Source organism: Amycolatopsis magusensis (assembly GCF_017875555.1).
Lineage (GTDB): Bacteria > Actinomycetota > Actinomycetes > Mycobacteriales > Pseudonocardiaceae > Amycolatopsis > Amycolatopsis magusensis.
Map to the genome: position 1 here is coordinate 810437 of NZ_JAGGMS010000001.1, position 24551 is coordinate 834987.

Annotated in this window: 22 protein-coding genes, 1 tRNA gene and 1 pseudogene; 5 read left to right on the top strand and 19 right to left on the bottom strand. The window is 70.8% G+C overall.

Annotation, left to right across the window (positions count from 1 at the left end; all coding sequences use genetic code 11):
- Window positions 1–26 precede the first annotated feature (26 nt).
- The 13 genes from folK to dacB form a co-directional block, all read right to left on the bottom strand.
- Window positions 27–521 carry a 2-amino-4-hydroxy-6-hydroxymethyldihydropteridine diphosphokinase gene (gene folK / locus JOM49_RS03825; RefSeq protein ID WP_209662985.1) on the bottom strand — a complete coding sequence of 165 codons (495 nt, stop codon included), beginning with the start codon at window positions 519–521 and terminating at the stop codon, window positions 27–29.
- A complete protein-coding gene (folB, locus tag JOM49_RS03830; protein ID WP_209662986.1) occupies window positions 518–892 on the bottom strand; it encodes a dihydroneopterin aldolase in 375 nt (124 codons plus the stop codon). Before folB ends, folK begins: the two co-directional genes overlap by 4 nt.
- Window positions 889–1722: a dihydropteroate synthase gene (gene folP, locus JOM49_RS03835; RefSeq protein WP_209662987.1), complete on the bottom strand. Its 834-nt coding sequence runs from the start codon at window positions 1720–1722 to the stop codon at window positions 889–891. Before folP ends, folB begins: the two co-directional genes overlap by 4 nt.
- Window positions 1719–2288 carry a GTP cyclohydrolase I FolE gene (gene folE, locus JOM49_RS03840; protein WP_209662988.1) on the bottom strand — a complete coding sequence of 190 codons (570 nt, stop codon included), beginning with the start codon at window positions 2286–2288 and terminating at the stop codon, window positions 1719–1721. Before folE ends, folP begins: the two co-directional genes overlap by 4 nt.
- A gap of 24 nt (window positions 2289–2312) precedes the next feature.
- A complete protein-coding gene (gene ftsH, locus JOM49_RS03845) occupies window positions 2313–4688 on the bottom strand; it encodes an ATP-dependent zinc metalloprotease FtsH (RefSeq protein ID WP_209662989.1) in 2376 nt (791 codons plus the stop codon).
- Window positions 4689–4869: 181 nt separating this feature from the next.
- On the bottom strand, window positions 4870–5664 hold the full coding sequence (locus JOM49_RS03850) for an ESX secretion-associated protein EspG (RefSeq protein WP_209670757.1): 795 nt from the start codon (window positions 5662–5664) through the stop codon (window positions 4870–4872).
- A gap of 49 nt (window positions 5665–5713) precedes the next feature.
- Window positions 5714–6514: an ESX secretion-associated protein EspG gene (locus tag JOM49_RS03855; protein WP_209662990.1), complete on the bottom strand. Its 801-nt coding sequence runs from the start codon at window positions 6512–6514 to the stop codon at window positions 5714–5716.
- Window positions 6514–7851 carry a WXG100 family type VII secretion target gene (locus JOM49_RS03860; protein WP_209662991.1) on the bottom strand — a complete coding sequence of 446 codons (1338 nt, stop codon included), beginning with the start codon at window positions 7849–7851 and terminating at the stop codon, window positions 6514–6516. Before JOM49_RS03860 ends, JOM49_RS03855 begins: the two co-directional genes overlap by 1 nt.
- A 20-nt stretch (window positions 7852–7871) precedes the next feature.
- Window positions 7872–8240 (bottom strand): hypothetical protein, encoded by a 369-nt coding sequence (locus JOM49_RS03865; RefSeq protein WP_209662992.1) that lies wholly within the window; start codon window positions 8238–8240, stop codon window positions 7872–7874.
- Window positions 8241–8369: 129 nt separating this feature from the next.
- Window positions 8370–8918, bottom strand: coding sequence for a hypoxanthine phosphoribosyltransferase (gene hpt, locus JOM49_RS03870; protein ID WP_153028803.1), 549 nt, complete (start codon window positions 8916–8918; stop codon window positions 8370–8372).
- Window positions 8919–8935: 17 nt separating this feature from the next.
- Complete coding sequence (gene tilS, locus JOM49_RS03875) at window positions 8936–9934, bottom strand: tRNA lysidine(34) synthetase TilS (protein ID WP_372444209.1); 999 nt, start codon at window positions 9932–9934, stop codon at window positions 8936–8938.
- Window positions 9910–10977: an Rv3626c family coenzyme F420 biosynthesis-associated protein gene (locus JOM49_RS03880; protein ID WP_209662994.1), complete on the bottom strand. Its 1068-nt coding sequence runs from the start codon at window positions 10975–10977 to the stop codon at window positions 9910–9912. The genes tilS and JOM49_RS03880 overlap by 25 nt, the downstream gene beginning before the upstream one ends.
- Before the next feature lie 17 nt (window positions 10978–10994).
- Window positions 10995–12506: a D-alanyl-D-alanine carboxypeptidase/D-alanyl-D-alanine endopeptidase gene (dacB, locus tag JOM49_RS03885; protein ID WP_308158641.1), complete on the bottom strand. Its 1512-nt coding sequence runs from the start codon at window positions 12504–12506 to the stop codon at window positions 10995–10997.
- Between dacB and JOM49_RS03890 the strand changes: the two genes are divergently transcribed.
- Window positions 12489–13556, top strand: a complete 1068-nt coding sequence (locus JOM49_RS03890) for a hypothetical protein (protein WP_209662995.1) — start codon at window positions 12489–12491, stop codon at window positions 13554–13556. The two genes, dacB and JOM49_RS03890, sit on opposite strands and share 18 nt — an antisense overlap.
- Window positions 13557–13631: 75 nt before the next feature.
- Window positions 13632–14147, top strand: coding sequence for an inorganic diphosphatase (locus JOM49_RS03895; RefSeq protein ID WP_209662996.1), 516 nt, complete (start codon window positions 13632–13634; stop codon window positions 14145–14147).
- 69 nt (window positions 14148–14216) lie between these two features.
- Here the strand turns inward: JOM49_RS03895 and JOM49_RS03900 are convergent, their stop codons facing one another.
- From JOM49_RS03900 to JOM49_RS03915, 5 genes and pseudogenes are all read right to left on the bottom strand, one after another.
- Window positions 14217–15872 (bottom strand): MDR family MFS transporter, encoded by a 1656-nt coding sequence (locus JOM49_RS03900; RefSeq protein WP_209662997.1) that lies wholly within the window; start codon window positions 15870–15872, stop codon window positions 14217–14219.
- 204 nt (window positions 15873–16076) lie between these two features.
- The gene (gene glyA, locus JOM49_RS03905) at window positions 16077–17345 is read right to left on the bottom strand and encodes a serine hydroxymethyltransferase (RefSeq protein ID WP_245369847.1); all 1269 of its coding nucleotides are present in this window, start codon (window positions 17343–17345) and stop codon (window positions 16077–16079) included.
- A 297-nt stretch (window positions 17346–17642) separates the two neighbouring features.
- Window positions 17643–17828, bottom strand: a pseudogene (locus JOM49_RS43630) (50S ribosomal protein L11); the annotation flags it as partial.
- Window positions 17829–17863: 35 nt separating this feature from the next.
- A complete protein-coding gene (locus JOM49_RS03910) occupies window positions 17864–18388 on the bottom strand; it encodes a gamma carbonic anhydrase family protein (protein WP_209662999.1) in 525 nt (174 codons plus the stop codon).
- A gap of 18 nt (window positions 18389–18406) precedes the next feature.
- Entirely contained in the window at window positions 18407–19672 is a 1266-nt protein-coding gene (locus tag JOM49_RS03915; protein ID WP_209663000.1) for a M14 family metallopeptidase, read from the bottom strand.
- A 259-nt stretch (window positions 19673–19931) separates the two neighbouring features.
- On the opposite strand from JOM49_RS03915, the gene JOM49_RS03920 reads away from it, so the two are divergent.
- The gene (locus tag JOM49_RS03920; protein ID WP_209663001.1) at window positions 19932–21401 is read left to right on the top strand and encodes a DUF262 domain-containing protein; all 1470 of its coding nucleotides are present in this window, start codon (window positions 19932–19934) and stop codon (window positions 21399–21401) included.
- Window positions 21394–22614: a type II toxin-antitoxin system HipA family toxin gene (locus JOM49_RS03925; protein WP_209663002.1), complete on the top strand. Its 1221-nt coding sequence runs from the start codon at window positions 21394–21396 to the stop codon at window positions 22612–22614. The genes JOM49_RS03920 and JOM49_RS03925 overlap by 8 nt, the downstream gene beginning before the upstream one ends.
- Window positions 22615–22698: 84 nt before the next feature.
- Here JOM49_RS03925 and JOM49_RS03930 read toward each other — a convergent pair.
- Window positions 22699–22775 (bottom strand) — tRNA-Thr (locus tag JOM49_RS03930).
- Between the two features lie 102 nt (window positions 22776–22877).
- On the opposite strand from JOM49_RS03930, the gene JOM49_RS03935 reads away from it, so the two are divergent.
- Window positions 22878–24530: a hypothetical protein gene (locus JOM49_RS03935; protein ID WP_209663003.1), complete on the top strand. Its 1653-nt coding sequence runs from the start codon at window positions 22878–22880 to the stop codon at window positions 24528–24530.
- The last annotated feature ends 21 nt before the right edge of the window (window positions 24531–24551 follow it).

Sequence of the window (24551 nt, forward strand, 5' to 3'; positions counted from 1 at the left end):
TCGGCGCCGATATCCCCGAATCCGGTCTACTTCGGGGACTCCAGCGTGGCGACCGTTTTGACGACGCCCGCGCGTTCGTCCTCCGGGAGTGCTTCGAGCAGTGCGGCGATCGGGCCGTGGCCGGGCAGCACGGCGTCCGGCTCGATTTCCAGCCACGGGATCAGCACGCTCGCCCGGGTCGGCGTGCCCGGGTGCGGGAGCAGCAGTTCCGGGTCCGTCGAGCGCACCCCGTCGACGGTCACCACGTCGACGTCCAGGGTGCGCGGACCCCAGCGCTGTTCGCGCACCCGGCCCGCCGCGCGCTCCAGTTCCTGCCCGGCCCGCAGCCAGGCCCAGTGGTCGCGCGCCGGATCGTCGACCACGCAGACCGCGTTCAGGAAGTCCGGCTGGTCCTCGACGCCCCACGGCTTGGTCTCGTACACGCTCGACACCGCCACCGGCCGCAGCGCGGTCACCACCGAAGCCAGGAAACCCAGCCGGTCCCCCAGGTTCGACCCGAGCGAGAGCACCGCGCGGCTCATCCCCGCGGCCCTCGTCGCGACCGGCGGATCGTCACCGCCACGTCGTCGAAGGTGAGCGGGATCGGCGCCGACGGCTTGTGCACGGTCACCTCGGCCGCGTGCAGCCGCGAGTCCTTCATCACCTCGTCGGCGATCCGGCCGCCGACGCTCTCGATCAGGTCGTACGGCTCCCCGGCGACGATGTCCGCGGCCAGCTGCGCCAGTTCGCCGTAGTGCAACGTCTTGGTCAGGTCGTCGGTCGCGGCCGCCTCGTCCAGGTCCAGCCACACGGTGATGTCCACGACGAACTCCTGCCCGTCGCGCTTCTCGTGCTCGAACACCCCGTGGCGCCCGAACACCCGCAGCCCGGTCAGCGTGATCCGATCGGTCATCCCCGCCTCCAGGCCGCGGCGACGGCCACGGCGTCCAAAGTGGCGCCGACCTCGTGGACGCGCACCCCCCACGCCCCGGCCGCGGCGGCCAGTGTGGACACCGCGGCGGTGGCGTGCTCCCGACCGGCGGGCGGGCGCGGCTCGCCGGTGTCGTCCGCCAGCAACCGGCCGAGGAACCGCTTGCGCGAAGCCCCGACGAGCACCGGGAAACCCAGTGACAGCAACGAATCCAGGTCGTGCAGCAGTGCCCAGTCGTGCTCGGCCTGCTTCGCGAAGCCCAGTCCCGGATCGAGCACGATGGCGTCTTCGGCGACCCCGGCCGCCAGCGCGGCGTCGACCCGTTCGGACAGTTCCGCCCGGACTTCCGCGACCACGTCGGTGTAGACGGCCAGCTTCGTCATCTCACGGCTGTGCCCGCGCCAGTGCATCAGCACCCACGGCACCTCGGCCGCCGCGGCGACCTTCGCCATGTCCGGATCGGCCAGCCCGCCCGACACGTCGTTGATGATCCGCGCGCCCGCGTCCACCGCCGCCGCCGCGACCGCGGCCCGCGTGGTGTCCACGGAGAGCACCACGCCCTCCTCGGCGAGCGCGCGGATGACCGGCAGCACCCGCTCGGTCTCGGTCGGCGCGTCCACTCTGGACGCACCCGGACGCGTCGACTCACCGCCGACGTCGATCACGTCCGCGCCCCGCGCCCACATCTCGCGGGCGTGCGCGAGCGCGGCGTCGAGGTCGAGGTAGCGGCCGCCGTCGGAGAACGAATCCGGCGTGACGTTCAGCACGCCCATCACCGCGCACCGCCCCGGCGCGGGCAGCGCCCAGGTCATCGACGGCCTTTGATGAGGTTCAGCGCCTCGGCACGGGTGGTCGGCGAGGTCCGCAGGATCCCGCGGACCGCCGAGGTGGTGGTGCGCGCACCCGGCTTGCGGATGCCGCGCATCGCCATGCACAGGTGCTCGGCCTCGACCACCACGATCACCCCGCGCGGCTCGAGCTTGCGGTCCAGCGCGTCGGCGACCTGCGAGGTCAGCCGCTCCTGCACCTGCGGGCGCTTGGCGTACAGGTCGACCAGGCGGGCCAGCTTCGACAGCCCGGTCACCTTGCCGTGGCAGTTCGGGATGTAGCCCACGTGCGCCACCCCGTGGAACGGCACGAGGTGGTGCTCGCAGGTGCTGTACATCGGGATGTCGGTGACCAGGACCAGCTCCTCGTGACTTTCGTCGAAGGTGCGGTCCAGCACCTGATCCGGGTTGCTGTACAGCCCGGCGAACATCTCGTGGTACGCCCGCGCCACGCGCGCGGGCGTCTCCTTCAGTCCTTCGCGGTCCGGGTCCTCGCCGCACGCGAGCAGCAGCTCGCGCACGGCCTTCTCCGCACGATCCTGATCGAACACGGGTCCATCATCGCTGACCCGGGTTCAGCGGCGCTGCTGGCCGTCCTGATCGTCACCTTCGGGCCGCTGCTGAGGACCCTGATCGGCGGGCGGCGGCTGGTCGGCGGGACGCCACGGCTGGGCCGGCTGACCACCCGGTGAGGTGGCCGGGGTCCACCCGGGGGGCGCGCCGTAGTGCGGCGGCCCGGACGGGTTCTGCCCGCTGCCCGGCTGGTACGGCGGCTGCCCGCCGTACTGCTGCGGCTGCGGCCAGTGCGCGGTGCCGTTCGGCCCGTCGTAGGGCCGGGCGCCGTTCGGGTAGCCACCGGGCGGCGGCGGGGCGAACGGGTTCGGGTTCAGCGGCGGCTGGGGGCTGCCGTGCGGCGGACCGCCAGGCAGGTCGCCACCACCGGGCGCGGTGCCGACCGGGGTCGGCGCCGGGCGCGCCACCGGCTGCTCCTGCGGCGGGGGCCACGGCTCGCCGCGCTCGATCGCCAGCTCGCCGGGGGTCTTGATCGGCGGCTTGTCCGACGGCTTGCGCTCCCCGAACTCGTTGAACACGGTGATGTGCGGCCGCTTCTCCACCGAGGTGAAGATGCGCTCGAGGTCCTTGCGCTGCAGGGTTTCCTTCTCCAGCAGCTCGATCACCAGCTCGTCGAGCACGTCGCGGTAGGTGTTGAGCACCTCCCACGCCTCGGTGTGCGCGGTCTCGATGAGCTTGCGGACCTCTTCGTCGATCTCGTGCGCGACCTCGAGCGAGTAGTCCGCCTGTCGGCCCGCCGAGCGGCCGAGGAACGGGTCGCCCTGCTCCTGGCCGTACTTGACCGCACCGAGGCGCGCGCTCATGCCGTACTCGGTGACCATCGCGCGGGCGATCTTGGTCGCCTGCTCGATGTCCGAGGAAGCACCCGTGGTCGGCTCGTGGAAGACCAGCTCTTCGGCGGTCCGGCCACCCATCGCGAAGACCAGCCTGCCGATCATCTCGGAGCGGGTCATCAGCTCCTTGTCGTCCTCGGGCACCAGCAGGGCGTGCCCGCCGGTCCGGCCGCGGGGCAGGATGGTCAGCTTGTACACCGGCTCGATGTCCGGCATCGCCCACGCGGCGAGCGCGTGCCCGCCCTCGTGGTAGGCGGTGATCTTCTTCTCCTTCTCGGAGATGATCCGGCTCTTGCGCGCCGGTCCGCCGATCACCCGGTCCACCGACTCCTCGAGCGCGGCGTCGGTGATCACGTGCCCGTTCTGGCGGGCGGTGAGCAGTGCGGCCTCGTTGATCACGTTGGCCAGGTCCGCACCGGACATGCCGACCGTGCGCTTGGCCAGCGCGTCGAGGTCGGTGCCCTCCGCGATCGGCTTGCCCTTGGAGTGCACCGCGAGGATCGCCCGGCGGCCGCGCATGTCCGGCGCGGACACCGGGATCTGGCGGTCGAACCGGCCGGGGCGCAGCAGCGCCGGGTCCAGGATGTCCGGGCGGTTGGTCGCGGCGATCAGGATGATGCCGCCGCGGGCGTCGAAGCCGTCCATCTCGACCAGCAGCTGGTTCAGCGTCTGCTCGCGCTCGTCGTGCCCGCCGCCGAGGCCGGCGCCGCGCTGGCGGCCGACCGCGTCGATCTCGTCGACGAAGATGATGCAGGGCGCGTTCTGCTTGGCCTGCTCGAACAGGTCGCGCACCCGGGAGGCACCGACACCGACGAACATCTCCACGAAGTCCGACCCGGAGATCGTGTAGAACGGCACACCGGCCTCACCGGCGACCGCGCGGGCCAGCAGCGTCTTACCGGTACCGGGCGGCCCGTAGAGCAGCACGCCCTTCGGGATCTTCGCGCCGAGCGCCTGGTAGCGCGCCGGGTTCTGCAGGAAGTCCTTGATCTCGTACAGCTCTTCGACGGCCTCGTCGGCACCGGCGACGTCCCCGAAGGTCGTCTTCGGCATGTCCTTGTTGAGCTGCTTGGCCTTCGACTTGCCGAAGTTGAGGACGCGGTTCCCGCCGCCCTGGGCGTTGTTCATCATCCACATCAGCAACAGCAGCAGCAGCGCCAGCGGGATCATGTAGATCAGCAGCTGGGTGAAGATCGAGTCCTGGCTCACCGTGGTGGCGTACTTGATCGGCTGGCCGTTGTTCTTGGCCTGGATGAGGCCGTTGTACAGCTCGTCACCGGCCTCGGCCGGGTACTGCGTGCGGATCTGCGTGACCTGCTTGCCGTCGACCTCGATCGGGTTGGCCAGGGTCAGCTTGAGCTGCTGTTCCTTGTCCTCGAGGTTGGCTTCCTTGACGTTCCCGCCGGTGACCTGGGCCATCGCCTGGGAAGTCGGGGTCTGCGTGTACGCGCGATCGCTGTCGAAGATCGTGGAGAACACGAAGTAGAGCAGCACGAGGGCCAGGATCCACAGCAGTGGGTTCTTGAGCAGGCGCTTCCGGTCCATATGACTCGGCCGTGGTGGCCTCAGCCCTCCCTGATTAGGCGGTTTGTGTGACATCCGCCGTCACGATCTTGACAACTTCAGCGGCACACGGGGCTCGCGTCCCACCAGGGTACCGCCCACACCGGACGGGCACCCTTGCGAGCCTCCCGCAGGTCAACGGATGTGTGCCCGTCCGTGTTCCCTACCGGGTCTCGGCGAGGGTGGCCACCATCTCACCCAGGCGGCTGCGCAGCGTCTTCGGGTCGGCGGGGGCCACCGTCACCCATTCGCTCCCATCGCGCCCGGGCCGGGAAAGGCTGAGGTAACGGCCGGTGGCGGTGTCGAACCAGGCCAGCACCGGCGAGCGGCGGCGGGTGCCCAGCGAGTTCCGCGTGTTCGCGGCCAGCTGACCACCGCGGATGCGCGGCTGCCCGGAAAGCAGGGCGTACGCCTCACGCGGGTCGGACGGGCGGTCGGCCAGCGACGGGCGGCGGCGCTCACGGCCCCGGCCCCCGGCCTCGCCCTCCTTGGCGGCGCCGGAGAGCACCGGCCGCTTCGGCGGGGTGCGCATGGCTTCCTGCAACGGCAGCGTGATGGACGCCTCGGTGCCGCGCGGACCGGCGGGCAGCAGGTCCACCACCGAGGAGACCAGGCTCTCCGGGTAGGCCGGCCGGATCCAGATGCCGTCGTTGTCCTGCACCGCGACCACCGCGTCGCGGCCGTCGGAGGCGGCGAGCACGCCGACCGGCGGGGCCTGGAAGTCGGGGATGTGCAGGGCGTCGATGCTGGCGGAGGGGCGGGCCAGCAGGGTCAGCCACTCCTCCACGTGCGGTTCGAGCCTGCCGTGCGCGTCACGGATGCCGCGGGCCTTGAGCTCGGCGTTCGTCCGCTGGCGCAGCGCGATCCGCTCGTCCTCGGTGTTCCCGTGCGAGCGGACCCGCAGCGGGTACGGGAGTTCTCCGAGGTTCATCGCTTCCCAGAGGAAGTCGAACGCCATCGGCGAGAAGAACTCCTGTGCGGCGGCCAAAACGCGCTCCTCCTTCGGGTCAGATGCGGGCGGCGCCCGCGTCGCTGGCGGCTCCCGCGAGCATCTCCCCGAGCCGGTTCCGCAGCGTGGCGGCGTCCGCGGGGGCGATGGTGATCCAGTCGCGGCCGTCGCGGCCGCGGGTGGCCTGGGTGAAGTACCGGCCCGACTCGGTGTCGAACCAGCTCAGCACCGGCGTGCGCACCCTACCGCCCGTCCGGTTGCGGGCGTTCGCGCCGATCTGCCCGCCACGCAGGCGCGGCTGCGCGTGCAGCCGGGCCAGTGCCTTGCGGTCGTCGTCGGCGCTGGACCGGCCGTCGGCCCCGGCCGGGGCGCGGCGCTGCATGAAGTCCACCCCGGACCCGGAGATCAGCTGCTCCAGCGGCACGGTGATGGACTTCTCACTGCCGCGCGGCGCCGGCGGCAGCAGGCCGACGATGGCGCTGGCCAGCCCGTCCACCGGGGTCTGGTGCAGGTGCAGGCCGCGATGGTCCTGCACGGCGAGCAGGCCCTGCCCGCCGAGCGCCGAAGCCACCGCCAGCAGCGGCTCGATGCCCGGGTTCGGGATGTGCACCGAATCCAGGCTCAGCTCCGCGCCGGCGAGCACGCCGAACCAGTCCTCGATGTGCGGCTCGGGGCGGCCGCGGCTGTCGGCCACCCCGCGCTGCACCAGGCCGGTCAGCACCTGCTGCCGGAGCGTGGCCCGCTCGTCGACGGTGTCGCCGTGCGAGCGGGCCTTGAGCGGGTACGGCAACTCGGCGTTGCCGTAGGACTCCCACAGGAAGTCGAGCTCCAGCGGAGTCAGCAGCTCCGCCTGCGCCATTAACGGTCCTCGTCGTCGGTCCAAGCACCGATCACCGGCGGCGGCGTGGCCTCGTTCGCGCCGAACGCGTCGTCGGGGTCGGGCTCGATGAGGAACGAAGCGTGGGTGTGCTCCTCTTCCTCCTGCGCCTGGGCGCCGTGGGCACCGCCCATGCCACCCATGCCGCCCATGCCCATCGGCGGCGCACCCTGGCCACCGATCGTGCCGCCCGGCGAGACCAGGCCCGGGTTCTGCGGCGCGGCGCTGGCGGCGCTGTTCGGCTGGGCCTGCGCGGCGGCACCGGTCTCCGAAGACGCGGAGCGGGTGGCACCACTGCGGTTGCCGCTGCTCAGCGCGCGGCCACCGGCGAGCCCGGCGGCACCGCCGAGGCCGGCCGCACCCAGCGCGGACGCCGGGCTGCCCGCCGGAGCGGCGGGGGCGGCGGGCGCCGAGGGGACCGCACCGGCACCCGTGCCGACACCGACGCCCTGCCCGGGCGCGGTGTACCCGGCCTGCGTGGTGGCCGAGCTGACCGACGAACCGGGGGCGACCCCGGAAGCGGCCGAAGAGCTGTTGCCGAGACCGGTGGTCTCCGCACCGGAGTACCCGGCGCCGTACGCGCCGTACGGACCGGTCACCGAGGCACCGCCCACCGAGGACACACCCGCGCCGACGCCGGTCAGGCCGAGCCCGGACGGGCCGGTGCCGCTGTACGCCTTGAGCCCGAGCGACTCGGGGCCGAAGCTCGGCGTGGTGCTGTCCACCTCGGACATCGCCTGGGTGTAGCGGTTGAAGAAGGCGACCTGCTGGGCCTTGACCTCGTCCGCGGCGTCCGACTGGGCCTTCATGTCGGCCACCATCGCCGCCGGGCCGCCGGCCAGCATGGCCTCGGTCTGCTTCTGCGGGTCGAACTTCATCGGGGCCGGCATCTTCTTCACCTCGGCCGCCGCGGCGGCCTGCTGGGCCAGCCGGGTGGACATGGTGCTGGCCGCTTCCGAGGCGGTGGAGCTCGAGTTCGCGATGGCCACGAGCGTGCCCTGCGCCGCACCGGCCCCCTGGCCGACCCACGCCGCGCCCAGCTCGCTGATCGCGTTGTAGAGGTCGTTCGCGGCCTGGTTCAGCTCCTTGCTGTGCTGGGTCCAGACCTGGCTGGTGGCCTCGGCGGTGCCGGGGTCGTTGTTCACCGTGGCGCCTTCGTAGAGCTGCTGGCTCTCCTGCGCCTGCCAGTTCGGCGGGTTGGTGATCGCGCGGTCGGCACCCATGTCGGGGCCGTCGGACCGGCCGCGGGCGCTCTCCACGATGTCGACGGTCGACGAGTTGTCCCCGAGTGGGACGTTCGACCCATCCTGCGGTGCCATGCTCGATTACCCCCTGAGTCTCACGCGCGGCCGTTGAGCGCGTTGACGGTGTCGTGCTCGAAGTCCTGGTAGTGCTTCATCGCGGCGAGGATGCCCTGCTCCGCCTGCTCGTACTGGAAGAGCAGGTTGCGCAGCGCGGTGGCGTAGGAGTCCCCGCCGCCGTCCGCGCGCTCCGAGACCTTCGCGGCGATGGCCTGGCCGACCGGGTTGGCACCGAGCTTCGGTGGCTCGGCGAGCGTGCCCGCCCCACCGATCAGGGCTTCGACGGCGTCCTTGCCCGTGCGGATCTTGTTCAGCACGGTCTGCGCGGCGTCGGGGTCCACCCCCACCTGGCCGGTGGCCGCGGCGTTGCGGAAGGCGGCGGCGTCCGCCAAGCTGCTGTTCCCCATCCTGCCTCTCCTGTCCCCAGTCCGGGCCGCGTCCACGCGCGGCGAGATCCGTCCTTCGCATAGGTTAACGCACCCGATGCCGACCTATGACGCGTTCTCCGGTGATGTGGTTCCCCGTTTTTCCGCCGGTCAGGAGGAGTAGACCTTCGGGTCCAGGGTGCCGATGTAGGGCAGGTCGCGGTAGCGCTCGGCGTAGTCGAGGCCGTACCCGACGACGAACTCGTTCGGGATGTCGAAGCCGATGTACTTGACCGGTACGTCCACCTTGACCGCTTCCGGCTTGCGCAGCAGGGAGCACACCTGCAGCGAGGCCGGGTTGCGGCTGGCCAGGTTCTTCAGCAGCCAGGACAGGGTGAGCCCGGAGTCGACGATGTCCTCGACGATGAGCACCTCCCGCCCGGCGATGTCGCGGTCGAGGTCCTTGAGGATGCGCACCACGCCCGACGACGAGGTCGCCGAACCGTAGGAGGACACCGCCATGAACTCCAGCTGTGCCGGCACCGGCAGCGCGCGGGCGAAGTCGGTCATGAACATGACCGCGCCCTTGAGCACGCCGACGAGCAGGAGGTCGGTGCCGCCGGGCGGGTAGTCCGCGGCGACCTGCTCGGCCAGTTCGGTGATCTTGTCGTTGATCTGCTGCTCGGTGATGAGCACGGAGGCGATGTCGCCTTCGTACACGGGGATCCCCTTTAGCTCTAGGTCCGTCCGGGTGGGAGCAGGCTCAGCCTGCCATGCGCCCTCCCGGCCACCAAGTCGCCGGGTAACCACACACCACCCTGTCCTCGCCAAGCACCGACCAAGTCGTCGACGGACCGCAGGTGCGCGTCGGTCAGCTCACGCACCCCGGCGTCGAGCAACCAGCGCCGGAGCGCCCGCCGGCGCAGGGGCGCGGGCGCCGTGAGCAAGGGCTCTATCTCCAGCACCGGGCCGTTGCGGGCGTTGAGCAGCACCTCGTCGGCGAGCTGGTCGAGCGCCTCGGAGTCCTCGCGCAACTGCTTCGCCGTACGGGCCAGCGCGGCGGCCACGCCACCGGAAAGGACGTCCTCCAGAAGTGGCAGCACTTCGCGGCGCAGGCGGACGCGGGTGAAGCGCGGATCGGCGTTGTGCGGGTCCGACCACGGTTCGACGCCCAGCGCCGCGCACGCCGCTTCGGTCGCCGACCGCGGCAGCTCCAGCAAGGGGCGTCCCCACGGCGGGTCGAGCGGGCGCATGCCGGACACCGACCGCGGGCCGGAACCCCGGCCCAGCCCGAGCAGCACGGTCTCCGCCTGATCGTCACGGGTGTGCCCGAGCAGGACCAGCGCCCCGGGCATGGCCGCCGACAACGCCGCGTACCTGGCCTTGCGTGCCGCCGCCTCGGGTCCACCGGGACCGCTCACCTCGATCGGCAGCACGGTCGCCTCGTCCACGCCGAGCTTGCTCGCGGTCGCCGCCGCGTGCTCGGCCACCTCGGCGGACCCCGGTTGCAGCCGGTGGTCCACCACCAGCGCGCGCACCCGCAGGCCCATCCGGTGACCGACGAACGCGGCGGCCTCGGCGAGCGCGAGCGAGTCCGCCCCACCCGAGACCGCGACCCCGAGCTCACCCGTGGTCAGCGCCGAAGTCCGCACCGGCTCGCCGAAGAACTCCCGGACCGCCCGGCGGACCCTGGCGACCGCGGGATCCGGCTTCACCGGCCCATGCGCCGCAGCCAGGCGTCCGGATCGGCGATCTCCGCCCGGGTGGGCAGCGTGTTCGGCGAGGTCCAGACGGCGTTGAACCCGTCCATCCCGGCGTGGGCGACCACGTGCCTGGTGAACGCGGCACCCTCGGCGTACTGGCGGATCTTCGCGTCGATGCCGAGCAGGCTGCGCAGGACCCGGTCGAGCAGGCCACCGCCCTTGCGCCGCTCGGTGAACCGGCCGCGGATGGTGGCCACGCTCGGCACCACGGCCGGGCCGACCGCGTCCATCACGTAGTCGGCGTGCCCTTCGAGCAGCGTGGACAGCGCGAGCAGCCGGTCGAACACGGCCCGCTGCTGCGGTGACTGGAACAGCTCGGCGAGGTTCCGGCGGTTCTTCACGTCCTTGATCGTGTCCGGCAGCCTGCCCAGGAGGTCACCGAAGCCGTCGGCGTCGGCGAGCCCGCCGACCAGGCGCTCGACCTCGTCGGCGAAGTAGTCACGCAGCCAGGTGACCGCGGTGAACTGGAGCCGGTGGGTGCACTCGTGCAGGCAGACCCACATCCGGAAGTCCTTGGCGGGCACGTTCATCGCGCGCTGCGCGGCCACCACGTTCGGCGCGACCAGCAGCAACTGGCCTTCCTTGTCCGGCCCGCCGAACGGGTCGTACTGCCCGAGCACGCGGGAGGCCAGGAACGACAGCACCACACCGGTCTGCACCCCGGCACCCGCGGCGAGCACCGGCGCGAACGGCCCCTTCTCCCTGGCCAGTGCCTTGCTGGTGAGCGCGTCGAGGCCGGCGGCGGCCGAGCGGACCCACGCCGGGCGGTCGACCACCTCACCGGGCAGCAGCGGCAACCCGTCGCCGAGCCCGGTCAGCTCGCGGACGTGCGCCTCGGCCTCCACGGTCAGCTCGCGCAACTCGGTGACCGCGGTCTCCGCCTCCGCCCGCGGCACCACCGGTCCACTGCGGACCAGGAAGGCGCCGGTGGCCGCGGCCAGCCGCCAGTCGACCACCGATCTCGTGCGGTCCGTTTCGCCTGCGGTTTCCGGGGACTTCGGGGACTGGACGGTCATGCCTTCGACGATACGGCTTATCGGCAGCCGCAACCGCGCAACTCGGCGACCACCGCGTCCAGCGCGCTGCGCGCGGCGTCGGACTCCGAGCCCAGCGACATCAGCGCGAACACCAGCAGGTGCCCGTCCTTGTCCAGGACCACCCCGGCCAGCGTGTTCACCCCGGACAGCGTGCCGGTCTTGGCCCGCACCCAGCCCTTGCCGGCCTCCTCCGGCCCGGAGGTGTAGCGGCTGACCAGGCGCCCGGTGCTGCCCCCGGCCACGGACAGGTCGCCCAGCAGCGGCCGGAGCTTGGCCGTGCGTGGATCCTTGCCGTCCGGGGCGGCGGCCACCGAGAGCACCTCGGCGAGCACCTTCGCGGGAATCCGGTTGTCCACCGAGAGACCGCTGCCGTCGAACAGCTCCACGCCCTGGAGGTCGAAGCCGTTCTTCTTGAGGACTTCCTCGGTGGCCTTGGCGCCGCCTTCGAACGAGCCCTTCTCGCCGGTGGCGAGCGCGGTCTGCCGGGCGACGGCGTCACCCATCAGGTTGTCGGAGTGGTTCAGCACGTTGCTGATCAGTTCGGTGAGCGGCGCGGACTTGATCTCGCCGAGCACCTTGGCGCCTTCGGGTGCCTTCGCGTTGCCCCCGGCCGTGGCGCCGAGCTTGCTCGCGAACTTGTCCGCGAACGACTTCGCCGGATTGGCCACGCGCATGGACTTCTCGTCGGTGGCGCTGCTGCGCCCGCCGTCGAGCATCACCGGCTCGACCACCGCGGCGTAGGTGGATGGCGCGTCCTCCGGCGCCCAGCCGGGGCCGAAGGTCTCACCCTGGAACACGCTGAGGTCGAGCTGGACCTGCTTGATCTTGCCGCCGGAGGCCTCCATGACCTGCTTGACGAGGTCGTCGAGGTGCGCGGAGCCGGGGTAGATGGAGTCCTTGCCGTCGGACAGCGAGTTGATCGTCGGGTCGCCGCCCGCGACCACGATCGCCGTGCCCGGGTCGGCGCCCTGGACGACCTTGGTGGAGATCTGGTGCCCGTGGTCCACCGCCAGCAACGCGGCGGCGACCGTCAGCACCTTCGTGGTGGAAGCGGGGGTCAACGGCTTGTCGGCGTCCTTCGCCCACAGCGCGGTGCCGGTGGCGGGGTCGATCACACTGCCACTGAGCGTGCCGAGCGCCGCCGCGGCAGCGGGCCCCTTGAGCGCCGCCGCGACCCCTTCGGGCGTCGGACTGGGCGCGGACGGGCCCGGCGCCTGCAACTGGCGGTTCACCGCGAGGGCCGCGGGCGGGTCACCCTTGGGCTTGTTGGGCGCCCACGGCAGCTCCAGCCGGTTCGCCACCGCCGGCTGCACCGCGGCGACCGTCCCGCCGCCCAGCACCAGCAACACCACCAGCGCCGCCGCGATCCACGGCCACTTGCGCCGCCGCTTGGGCTCCACCTCGGTAGCCGCCGGCGGCCCCTCCTCGGCCCCGGTCGTCGCCGGCGCCGGCCGCTGCTCCCCGGACGGCTCGATCCGCATGGGCTGCGCGTGCACCACCGCCGGCACCACCGGCACCTGGGGCCGATTCCCCTCCTGCTGCCCCTGGCCCTGCTGACCTGGGTGCCCCTGACCTTGCTGCCCCGGCTGGCCTTGTCCCTGCTGGCCAGGGTGGCCTTGCTGTCCCGGCTGGCCCTGGCCCTGCCGATCCTGGCCTGGGTCTTGCTGGCCCAGCAGACCCAGCTGTCCCGGGTGCCCCTGACCTTGCTGCCCGGGCTGGCTTTGCCCCTGGCGGCCAGGGTGACCCTGCTGGTCCCGGTGGCCTTGCTGCCCCGGCTGGCCTTGCGGATCTTGCTGGCCGCCCTGGAACCCCTGGCCCTGGTAGCCCGGCTGACCCGAGCGCCCCTGCTGGCTCGCCTGGTCCTGGTGGCCCTGCTGCTCACGCTGGCCGCCTTGGCGACCGGGCTGTCCTGGGTAGCCCTGGCCAGTCGAACCCTGCGGACTCCGCTGCTCCTGCTGACCCGCCTGCTCCTGGTAGCCCGGCGAGCCCTGCCGGCCCGAGTAGTCCTGCTGGTCCGAGTAGTCCTGGCGGCCTTGCTGGCTCCCCGGCCCGCGCTGCCCCTGGGAGCCTGGGTCCCCGTGCTCCGACTGACCCTGCTGGCCCTGATAGTTCTGCGGCGGCTGGTTCTCCGCGTTCCGCTGCCAAGGCGGCCGGCTGTCGCTCCCCGCCTGCTGCTCCTGCCCGGGGTGCGGCAGGGCGGCGGTCTGCTCCGCCCACTGCCGTACGGCTGCCTGCTGACCCGAGTACTGCTGAGCCTGTTCAGCGGGCCACTGCGGCGACTGCTCCTCCGGCTCCGGATAGGCGGCAGGCTGGAACAGCGAGCCCTGCGGTTTCAGGTGTTGCACCGGCTGGGTGGCCTGTGGGTGCGCCTCCGCCCCCGGCCGCCGCACCCACAGGGTGTCCTGCTCCGCGAGCGACTGGGTTCCGTCGTGGTCGTCCGACGGCCACCCCGGCTCGTCGGGCCTGCTGCTGTCCGGCACGCACCCTCCTCCGGTGTCCCCCAGCTCACACCAAGAACCCATCGGTGCGGGTCCGTGGTCACGCGTGGTCCACACTAGTGGTGTCAAGCCAACGAACCGGTGAGCCGCCCGCCTTTGCTCGGGCTTGCCAAAACAAGATCAGCGAGGATCGGCGTGGAGTTCGACGTCACGATCGAAATCCCCAAGGGGGAGCGCAACAAGTACGAGGTGGACCACAAGACCGGGCGCATCAAGCTGGACCGCACCCTGTTCACGGCCACCCAGTACCCGGCCGACTACGGCTTCATCGACGACACCCTCGGCCAGGACGGCGATCCCCTCGACGTGCTGGTCCTGGTGCAGGAGCCGACCTTCCCCGGCTGCCTGATCCGCTGCCGCGCGATCGGCATGTTCCGGATGACCGACGAGAAGGGCCCGGACGACAAGGTCCTCGCCGTGCCCGCGGCGGACCCGCGCCTGGAGCACCTGCGGGACATCCACCACCTGAACGAGTTCCACAAGCTCGAGATCCAGCACTTCTTCGAGGTCTACAAGGACCTCGAGCCCGCCAAGAGCGTGGAGGGCTCCAGCTGGGTCGGCCGCGTCGAGGCCGAGTCGGAGATCGAGCGCTCCTACGAGCGTGAGAAGGACCGCCTGGCGAAGCTCGCCGCGGACAACGGCGAGCACTGAGACGAACGCTATGAGTGGGGCATTACTAGCATTGAATGCAAGTAATGCCCCACTCATTGCATTCCGGCCCTAGTGCGCCAGTGCGGGCACCAGGTCCTTTTCGGCTTCCTGCCGCAGCTCCAGCGCCGACTTCTCGGCCAGCGGCGTCTCCCGCAGGAACCACAGCAGCACGAACCCGGCGGCCAGCACCACGCCGCCGACCAGGAACACCGTGCTCATCGCGCTGGAGAAGCCTTCCAGGATCGGCCGCGCCAGCACCGGGTCCAGTCCACTGAGGAACGACGTGTCGTTCAGGTCCAGCTGCCCGCTCGACAGCCGCGTCGCGAACTCCGCGTTCGCCGGGTTCGCCAGCGCCGCCGTGTAGGCCGGGCTCGCCGAAGCCGAGGCCACCGCCGCCACGATCCGGTCCCCCACCGAACCGAACAGGATCGACAGGAACACCGCCGTGCCCGCGGTCCCGCCGATCTGGCGGAAGAAGGTGGTCGACGAGGTCGCCACGCCCAGGTCCGTCGGCTCGACGTCGTTCTGCGCGGCCAGCGTCAGCGTCTGGAAGGCGCCGCCGAGGCCGAGGCCCATCAGGAACGCCATCGCCATCACGATCGCCAGCGGGGTGTCCACGCCGATCGTGCTGAACAGGAACATCGCCGCCGTCATCAGTCCGAGGCCGATCACGCCGAACACCTTGTACCGCCCGGTCGAGGCCACGATCCGGCCCGACAGCAGGCTCGCCACCATGATCCCGGCCGTCAGCGGCAGCAGTTGCAGCCCGGCTTCGGTGGGCGTCGCGCCCTTGACGATCTGCAGGTACAGCGGCAGCGACATCATCGCGCCGAACATGCCCGCGCCCTGCACGAAGGTGACCACCGAGCTGAGCGCGAACGCCGGGCGCCGGAACAGCCGCAGCGGCAGCAGCGCCGCGTCCCCCATCCGCCGCTCGTTCAGCACGAACGCCACCAGCCCGGCCACGCCGACCAGGTACATCAGCACCGAGGTCAGCGAGCCCCAGCCCCATTCGCGGCCCTGCTCGGCGACGATGAGCAGCGGCACCAGGCCCACGGTCAGCGTGGCCGCGCCCAGGTAGTCCACCCGCTGTTCGACGCGGGTGTGCGGGATGTTGAGCACCCGGGTGACCACCACCAGCGCGAGCAGCGCCACCGGCACGTTGATCAGGAACACCCAGCGCCAGCCGGCCAGCCCGGCGAACGAGTCCACCCCGGCGAAGGCCCCGCCGACCACCGGCCCGAGCACGCTCGAAATGCCGAAGACGGCCATGAAGTACCCCTGGTAGCGACCGCGTTCCCGGGGTGCGGTGATGTCGGCGACGATGGCCAGCGCCAGCGACATCAGGCCACCGGCGCCCAGGCCCTGGAAGGCGCGGAAGGCGGCCAGTTCGTACATCGAGCCCGCCATGCCGCTGGCCAGTGAGCCGACCAGGAACAGCGAGATCGCGGTCAGGTACATCGGCTTGCGGCCGTAGAGGTCGGACAGCTTGCCGTACAGCGGGGTGGAGATGGTCGCGGTGATCAGGTAGGCGGTGGTCGCCCAGGCCTGGAGGGTCTGCCCGTGCAGTTCGTCGGCGATGGTCTTCATCGCCGAGGACACGATCGTCTGGTCGAGCGCGGCCAGGAACATCCCCATCATCAGGCCGGAGAGCACGGTGAGGATCTGCCGGTGCGACAGCCCTCCCCGAGCCGCCGGCTCGGTCGTCGCGGTGGGTTCGGCCATGTCTCGCTCCTCGGATCGTGCCCCCAGCGGGCCCTATTTGCTTGCGTCATTCAACTACATGACCTACGCAAGTATTCCCAGATCCCCTTGTATCGTGCAACTAAATTTTTGTGCGCTGGGTCACCCCGGCTGAAGGCGAGGTGGTGCTGGCCGACCGCAGGCTCGCCGCCGCGGGCCAGTGACCGCGGCGGCGAGAGGCGGGGATCAGGCGGTGTAGCCCGGGATCGGATAGGCGCCGAGGAACTCGCGGATCTCCGCGGCCACGACGTCCACAGTGGACTGCTCATCGGCGGCGGCCGCGGTGACTGTGCGGTCGATCCACTCGGCCACCTGCACCTGGTGCTCCGGGCGCAAGCCGCGGGTGGTGATGGCGCCGGTGCCCAACCGGATGCCCGACGGGTCGAACGGCTTGCGCGGGTCGAACGGCACGGTGTTGTAGTTCAGCTCGATGCCCGCCCGGTCCAGCGCCTGCGCGGCCGGCTTGCCGCCGATCGCCTTGTTCGTCAGGTCGACCAGCAGCAGGTGGTTGTCGGTACCGCCGGAGACCAGGTCGTAGCCGCGCTCGATGAGCGCCTCCGCGAGCGCCTTCGCGTTGGCCACGATGGCGTGCGCGTAGTCGCGGAACTCCGGCTTCGACGCCTCGCCGAGCGCGACCGCGATGGCGGCGGTGGTGTGGTTGTGCGGACCGCCCTGCAGACCGGGGAACACCGCCTTGTCCACGGCCTTCGCGTGGTCGGCGTCGGACAGGATCATCGCGCCGCGCGGGCCGCGCAGGGTCTTGTGCGTGGTCGTGGTGATCACCTGCGCGTGCCCGACCGGCGACGGGTGCGCGCCACCGGCGACCAGACCGGCGATGTGCGCGATGTCGGCGACCAGCACCGCGTCCACCTCGCGGGCGATCTCGGCGAACGCCGGGAAGTCGATGGTGCGCGGGATCGCCGTGCCACCGCAGAAGATCAGCTTCGGGCGGTGCTCGCGGGCCAGGTCGCGCACCTGGTCCAGGTCGACGCGGCCGGTCTCCTTGCGCACGCCGTAGCGGACGGCGTCGAACCACTTGCCGGTGGCGGAGACGCTCCAGCCGTGGGTCAGGTGGCCGCCGTCGGGCAACGCCATGCCGAGCACGGCGTCGCCGGGCTTGGCGAAGGCGAGGTAGACCGCGAGGTTCGCCGGGGAGCCGGAGTAGGGCTGCACGTTCGCGTGGTCCGCGCCGAAGAGCGCCTTCGCACGGTCGATCGCCAGCGTCTCGACGGGGTCGATGAGCTGCTGGCCCTCGTAGTAGCGCTTGCCGGCGTAGCCCTCGGAGTACTTATTGGTCAGGACCGTGCCGGTGGCCTCGAGCACAGCCTGCGAGACGTAGTTCTCCGAGGCGATGAGCCGGATCTTCTCGTGCTGGCGGCGGGCCTCGTCCTCGACCAGACCGGCGATGACCGGATCGGTGGCGGCGAGCGTGGGCAGGGCTGGCTGGTGCGTCATGGTTGTCGTCTCCATGGACGGTCCACGACCCGAACCCAGGCGCGCGGTGCGGGGCCGTTGCGTTCGCTTCCCGGTGGTGCTCCACCTCAAGGCGCCAGTCGCTGCTGCCCCGCGAACTCTAGTCGACGCCCACCCATCCCCCGACGCGCACAGCGCCAACCACCCTTCCGGCCGAAGCCCCACGCGGAAGCCGACCGGAACCAGCGCCTCCCGTTCAACGAGGGAACCGACCGGGGCCAGCGCAAGCACCATGCCCCGCGAGGGCGGGGTCTTGTAGGCCAGTTCGAACGAGCGGTCCTCGAACACCGAGACGACCACCGGCACGATGTCGCCGCGTTGCGCGGCGGTGGCCGCGTCGTAGGTGCGCTTGACCTCGACCAGGTTGACGCCGGTCTGCCCGAGCATCTTGCCGAGGTCGACCACCGGCGCCTCACCGGCCGGGAGTTGCAGGGTGGTGCGGAACTGGAGCTTCTTCGGTGCCATGTCCCGGCACGCTAAGCACTCCAGTCAGAGGAGGGTCAACCCTCGATCGGCTCGATGCCCTCCGCGTGCCGCCGCGCCAGCTGCTTGTAGATGACCGCGTTGTGCTCGACCCAGCCACGCGCGGAATCCGACAGCGGCACGAACTTCTTCGCCGGGCTGCCCATCGCGATCACCTCGGGCGGCACCACGGTGTTCGGCGTGACCGTGGACCCGGCGGCGATCAGCGCGCGCTCGCCGATCTGCGACTGGTCCAGGATCGTCGCGCCGTTGCCGATCAACGCCTGCTCGCCGACCGTGCAGTCGTGCACCAGGCACATGTGCCCCACGGTGACGTTCCGGCCGATCTCGCACACGCCGTCGTTGACGTGCACGACGGAGTTGTCCTGGATGTTGGCGCCCTCACGGATGATGATCTTCCCGAAGTCGGCGCGGATGACGGCGCCGTACCAGATCGACACGTCCTTCTCGACGGTCACCGCGCCGATCAGCGTCGCGGTCGGGGCGATCCAGGCATCGGGGTGGACGGTGGGGCTCACGCCCTCGAAGGAGAACAGCGGCATGAGCCCCACCCTATGCGGTTACAGCGAGGCGTTGATCAGGATGTCAACGGCCTTGTCGTTGCGGGCGGTCTGCGCCGGGATCACCTCGTCGGGCGGGTAGAACCCGGGGTTCGAGCCCTTCGGGTACATCTCGAAGGTGTAGCTCAGGATCTTGTGGGCGTACCACATCCAGTCGTCCACCGAGCCGTCGGTGATGTACAGGTCGCTCGCCTGCTGCGGCGTGTACCCGTTCGTCGCGGCCATCTGCTGGCCGAGGGTCTTGAACTTCTGCGCCTCGGCCGCGGTCATGCCCGGTGCGGTGTCGGCGTAGGTGTAGCCGAACGGCCACAGCACCAGCTCCGAATAGGTGTGGAAGTCGATGTGCGACTTGATCTGCTGCACGCCACCGACCCGGCGGGTACCGACCCAGTCCGCCACGGCCTTGACCTCCGGTGCGGAGAACGCCGCCGTGCCGCGGTAGGTCTCACTGCCCGGGCTGCCCGAGGAACCACCGCAGCAGCCCCACTTGTGGCCCCAGTTGCGGTTCGGGTCGGTGCCCTGGCCCTGGCGGTTCTTGCGCCACATCTTGTAGCTGCCGCCGGCGATGTCGTACTCGGAGCCGTCCGGGTTCACCGTCGGGATGACCCAGATCTCCTTGGTGTCCACCAGGTTCTTGACGTTGGTGTCGGTGGTGTACTTGTCGGTGAACCGCTTGACGATGTGCAGGCACATCTCCGTGGTGAGGTGTTCGCGGGCGTGCTGGTTGCAGGTGAACAGCACCTCCGGCTCGGCTTCGTCGGTGCCGGCGTTGTCGCTGATCTTGATCACCGGCAGGTTGCGGCCCTGGTAGGAGGTGCCGATGCTGCCCAGCTTCACCAGGTTGCCGTGGTCGGTGACGGTCTGCTGCAGTTCGGCGACCACCTCGGCGTAGGTGTGGTAGTTCTCGTCGCCCGCCGGGAAGTCGGCGGCCGCGGTGGTCACGTCGGCGGCGCGGTTCGCCCGGTACTGCTCGAACCCGGGCCGTTTCTCCACCTGGAAGCCGAGTCCGCGCAGCTTCTGCGCCTCGCTCCCGGTGCCGATGATCGTGGTGGTCTCGCCCGCGGTGACGACGTCCACGCCGGTGGCGGAGACCTTCGTCCGCAGCTGTGGGGAGTTCGTGCCGAGTACCTCGTAGAAGTCCGTCTGCGTCGCCGCTTCGGCCGCGGCGGTGTCCGGTGCCGCGCCCACCGAAGGACTGGCCGCCACCGCCGTCGCGATCAGGGCGGCAGCCGACAGCGCGGCCGCCACGCTTCTTCTCTTACGCATCTGCTCTCCTCGTCGTCAAGCCCGGAACAAGGCCTGTCGACCCACCCTGCTCACCAAGAGGGGTCGGCACAATCCGTAGCGCTACGGATTCAAAGCGCCGTAACTACCCGTAGCCCGGCTCAGGTTGCCAGTGATTAACCAAGTCCCGTCACCTACGGAAGACGCTTGACATCACCCGCTCACCACGGGCGAGTCGGGCACGCACGTACCGGCTCCGCTGCGGCACAGCCGCTAGCCTCATGCCCTGAAGGAGGTGACCGTGGCGAACATCCCGAGGTTGCGCACGTATTCGGCCCGACAGCTCGTTGACCTGGCCTTGAGCGGCGAGATCCGGGTACCGGCGTTCCAGCGCCCGTTCGTCTGGGACGCCTCCGAGGTGATCGACTTCTTCAGCAGCCTGCTGCGGGGCTACCCGGTCGGCATGCTGCTCCTTTCCGAGCAGTCAGCGGAAGCGGAAACGCTGGCGTTGGGCCCGGTCGTGGTGGACGCCCCGGCTCGCGAGCACGCGCTGTGGATCATCGACGGCCTGCAACGGGTCACCGCACTCGTCGGCTCACTCGCCCCGACGACCGACGGCAGCGATCCCCGCTTCGAGGTCGGCGTCGATCTCGACACCAGACAGGTCAGCGAGGCGAGCGAAACCGCACCGGCATCCTGGCTGCCCCTGCGCACCCTGTTCAACTCCGGCCGGAGGTTCGACTGGGTCCGGGAGAACACCGGTTGGCTTCTCGATCGCCACCACGAGGCCATCGAGGAACTGGCATCGACGCTCGCCGACGCCCCTTTCCCGGCGCACCTGATCGACCCGGCCGGCCAGGGCTACAACGTCGAGATCTTCCGCAGGATCAACACGTCGTCGAGGTCCTTGACCGACCAGGACCTGGCACGCGCCAGCAGCCCGGCAAGCGACACCGCTTTCGACCGAGCAGGCTTCGGCCGGGTCTCGGCACAGCGGCTCCAAGCTGTTCGCCGGACGGTACAAGCGGTCGCCGCGGCGGACGGGCCATCTCCGCAGCAGGTTCTCTTCCAGGTCGCGACCACACTGCGCCGGGACGTGCACATCCCGCACCTGCGGCTGTTGCCCCACGACTCGATGTTGCTCGTGCTCGCCGCGTTCGTAGCCAAGTTCGGCCAGCCCGAGGAACGCACCGCGGAACTGTTCCGCCGCTGGGTGTGGCGGATGGCCATCCTCGAGCCGGCGCCGCCCCCGGACGCGTCGCTCTCACGGGTGAGCACCGCGACATCGCCGGGCGACGCGGTTCTCGGCCTGCTCGAAGCCGCCCCGGCGGCGATGGGTGATTGGGTTCCCGACCTGGACCACCACGCGGAATGGCAAGCCTCCGACCGCCTCAACGCACTCGGTCTCTGGTCGGCGGGCCCACGGCACCTCGACGAGAACCACGCGCCCCTCAGCGCGGCGGAGATCTTCGACAGCGGGGAGCCGCTGCACGAGCTGATGGGAGTTCCCGGCTGGCCGGGAGCCCTGCTGCACCGTCCGACCGACCGACGCGCCTTTCACTTGGCCGATCAGGAGACGCTGGCCAGCCATCTGATCGATGCCACGGCGAGGGAACTCCTGCTCGACAACGACTACGACGGTTTCGGCGCGCATCGCGCGGAATTGTTGTCCCAGGCGGTCCTCGCCACAGTCGATCGCAACGCGGAGTGGGGCGCCCGCGATTCGTTCTCGGCTCGCAGCCTGCTGGGCAAGGCAGCACACGATGCGTAGGCCGGTGACCGGCCGGGCCGTCGTCCTGCTGGGGGATCGTCAGGTCGGCGAACTGAGCTTCGCCAAAGGCGGCAGCTCTTTCGACTACACGGACGAGCTGTCCGCCCGCGAACACGAGGTGCTCGGCCAGGTCTTCGAGGAACGGCCGAGGCACCGGTTCGCCAACCCGGTCGGACTGCCGCACTGGTTCGCCAATCTGCTCCCGGAGCAGGGCAGCGGTCTGCGGCGGTACTACGCCGCGCAGTTCGGTGACCGCCACCTCGACGACGCCCGGCTACTGCTCATGCTCGGCGCCGATCTCCCGGGCGCGGTCTCCGTGCGAGCGCTCGACGTCCCCGAAGAAGGCGTGCTGATCCCGCCGAACAAGCCCGAGGTGGACGCCGGCGGGTTGCACCTGTCAGCGCTGGCGGGGGCGCAGCCCAAGATGTCACTGATCCGCAGCGGTGAACGGTTCACCCTGCCCGGCCGGGGCCAGACCGGGGAACTGATCGCGAAGCTGCCGGACCGGGCGTTCGACCGGCTCTGCGAGAACGAGTACCTGATGATGCGCTGGGCCGCCGCCTGCGGCCTCGATGTGCCGGAGGTCGAACTCCGGCCGGTCAGCCGCGTGCCCCAGATCTTCGACAGCGTGCTGGACGAGGAAGCCCTGGTCTACCTGGTGCAGCGGTTCGACCGCGCGGGGAATCGGCGGGTGCACATCGAGGACCTGGCCCAGGTCGCCGATCAGCCACCCGCCCTGCGTGATCGGAACGCCACCTACGAGGGCATCGGTGCACTGGTGCTCGCTCTCGCCGGGGACGACTCGTTCGACGAATACGTCCGCCGGCTGGTGGCGATGGTGCTGATGGGCAACACGGACGCGCACCTGAAGAACTGGTCGCTCAGGTACGCGGACGGGCGCACCGCGAAGTTGTCGCCCGCTTACGACCTGGTCTGCTCCAGCGTCTACCGCTCACTGCGGCACGCCCCGCTGACCTTCCCCCTCGGCGGGGAGAGGACGTCCACCCGGGTCGATCTCGATTGCTTCCGGCGCTTGGCCGACACGACCGAAGTCAGCGCGGATCGCGTGCGCGACCTCGTGCTGGAGACGGCGGCCCGCATGGTCGAAAGCTGGCAGCACATCCGCACGGAGCGAGAACTCTTCCCCACTCTGATCGACCACATCGACCAACTGCTGGCCCGGCACCCCCTGCTCACCCGCACGATCGGGTGAATCTCGGCGATACCGGGAGTCCTGCGAGGAGGGCACAAAAGCAACCAGGGCCTCTCCGGATTCCGGAAAGACCCTGGTGAGCGGTGGAGCCGCCTAGGGGAATCGAACCCCTGACCTATTCATTACGAGTGAATCGCTCTGGCCGACTGAGCTAAGGCGGCAGGACCGGTTCCCAGTGTAACGGTAACCTCCGGCGTCACTTCACCACCCCGCCGTCGTTAAGCACGGCACCAGCGCCTGCCCAGCTCAGGAGGACCCCGCCGATGCGGTCGAGTCTGCCCCGGACGCTCGCCCTGCCACTCACGGCAGCGGTGCTCGTCCTCTCCGCCGTGCCAGCCATGGCCCAGACCACCATCCCCACCACGCCCATCCCCCAGCCGAACAACCCGGGCCAGGCACCGATCACCCAGCCGTCGAACCCGCAGCCGCTCGGGCACGCGGTCGGTGACGCGGGCACCGGGCTGGGCGTGCTGCGCCTGCTGCCGAACGCCGTGCCGACCAACGCGATCCTGCCCGGCCTCGGCGAGGAACTGCCCAAGCAAGCCGCCCTCGAGGCGGGGATGGGCCTGGCGAGCGCGCAGGCGAACTCCGAGGCGTACCTCTCCTACGAGCGTTCGGTCGCGCAGTCCTCACCGCTGGGCCTTTCCATCGCGGGCAACTCGCCTCAGGCGCCGGGCTCGCTGGTGCAGACCGCGCTGCCGGACAACGCCGAGCCCCGCACCGGTGGCCTGAACGCCCCGAAGAACCCGCTGCTCAACGTGGGTCTGCTCAACGGCAGCGCGCACGCGCGCTGGAGCGCGACCGAGGGCCCGTGCGTCGGCACCATCGCCGACGCGGCCACCGAGGTCGCCAGCCTGTCCGTGCTGAACGTGATCCCGTCGCTGCCGAACATCGGCCTGCCCAACCTGCAACTGCCCGCCGGCGCGAAGCTCGCGCAGGGCTTCGAGCCCGGCAAGGGCCTGCAGGCGCTCGGCGGGCTGCTCTCCGGCGGCGGGCAGACCAGCGCCGACGGCACCAACGCGCTGCTGAGCCTGCCGAACACGCTGTCCGCCCGCTCCACCGTGCGCCTGGTCGACATCCCCGGCTCGAAGAACAAGGCGGTCGAGTCCACCTCGACCCTGCAGGCGGCGAACATCAACCTGCTCAAGGGCACCCCGCTCGAGCTGACCATCAAGGTGGCCAGCCAGCCGACGCTGCGCGTCACCTCGACCGGCAAGCGCGAGACCTCGAAGGTGGAGTACACCGCCCCGGTGCTCACCGTGGAGCGCCAGGGCAAGGTCCTCTACACCCTCGACGCGGCCAACCCGACCAAGGACATCCCGGTCGGCCTGCCGCTGGACGGGCTGACCCAGCAGTTCGGCCCGCTGGAGAGCGTGCCGGTGGTCGGCGGGCTGGTGTCCACGCTGACCAAGGGCGTGCAGCCGATCGGCGAGACCGCGGGCAAGGTGCTCGACCTCGGCGTGCTGCGCCTGGGCATCGCGCAGCTCGACGACAAGAAGCTCGACATGACCGACCCGTTCAAGGGCTTCCAGCTCGGCGCCGCGGCCCGCCTGCTCGACCTGCAGGTGCTGCCGACCAAGGCGCTGAAGGACTCGCTCGGCGCGGCCGGGGCCTCGCTGCCCTCGTCGCTGGCGCAGCTGACGCTCGGCGAGCAGGTGGCGCGGGCGTACGCGCCGGAGAACGGCGTCGAGTGCGGGAGCACTTCCACCACGCCGCCGCCCGGCGGTGGTGAGACGCCTGGTGTGCCGAAGAAACTCGCGCAGACCAGCGCCGCCTACGCCACCGTGCCGCTGTTCTGGTCCGGGACCGCGTTGCTGCTGATCGGTGTCGTGATGGTCGCCGCACTGCCGCGCCGGACCCGCAAGCCCGCACCGGCACCCACCGCGGTCAAGCCTTCGCCGCGCCCCAGGAGCTGATCGCGCACCCTGCGCCGGGGC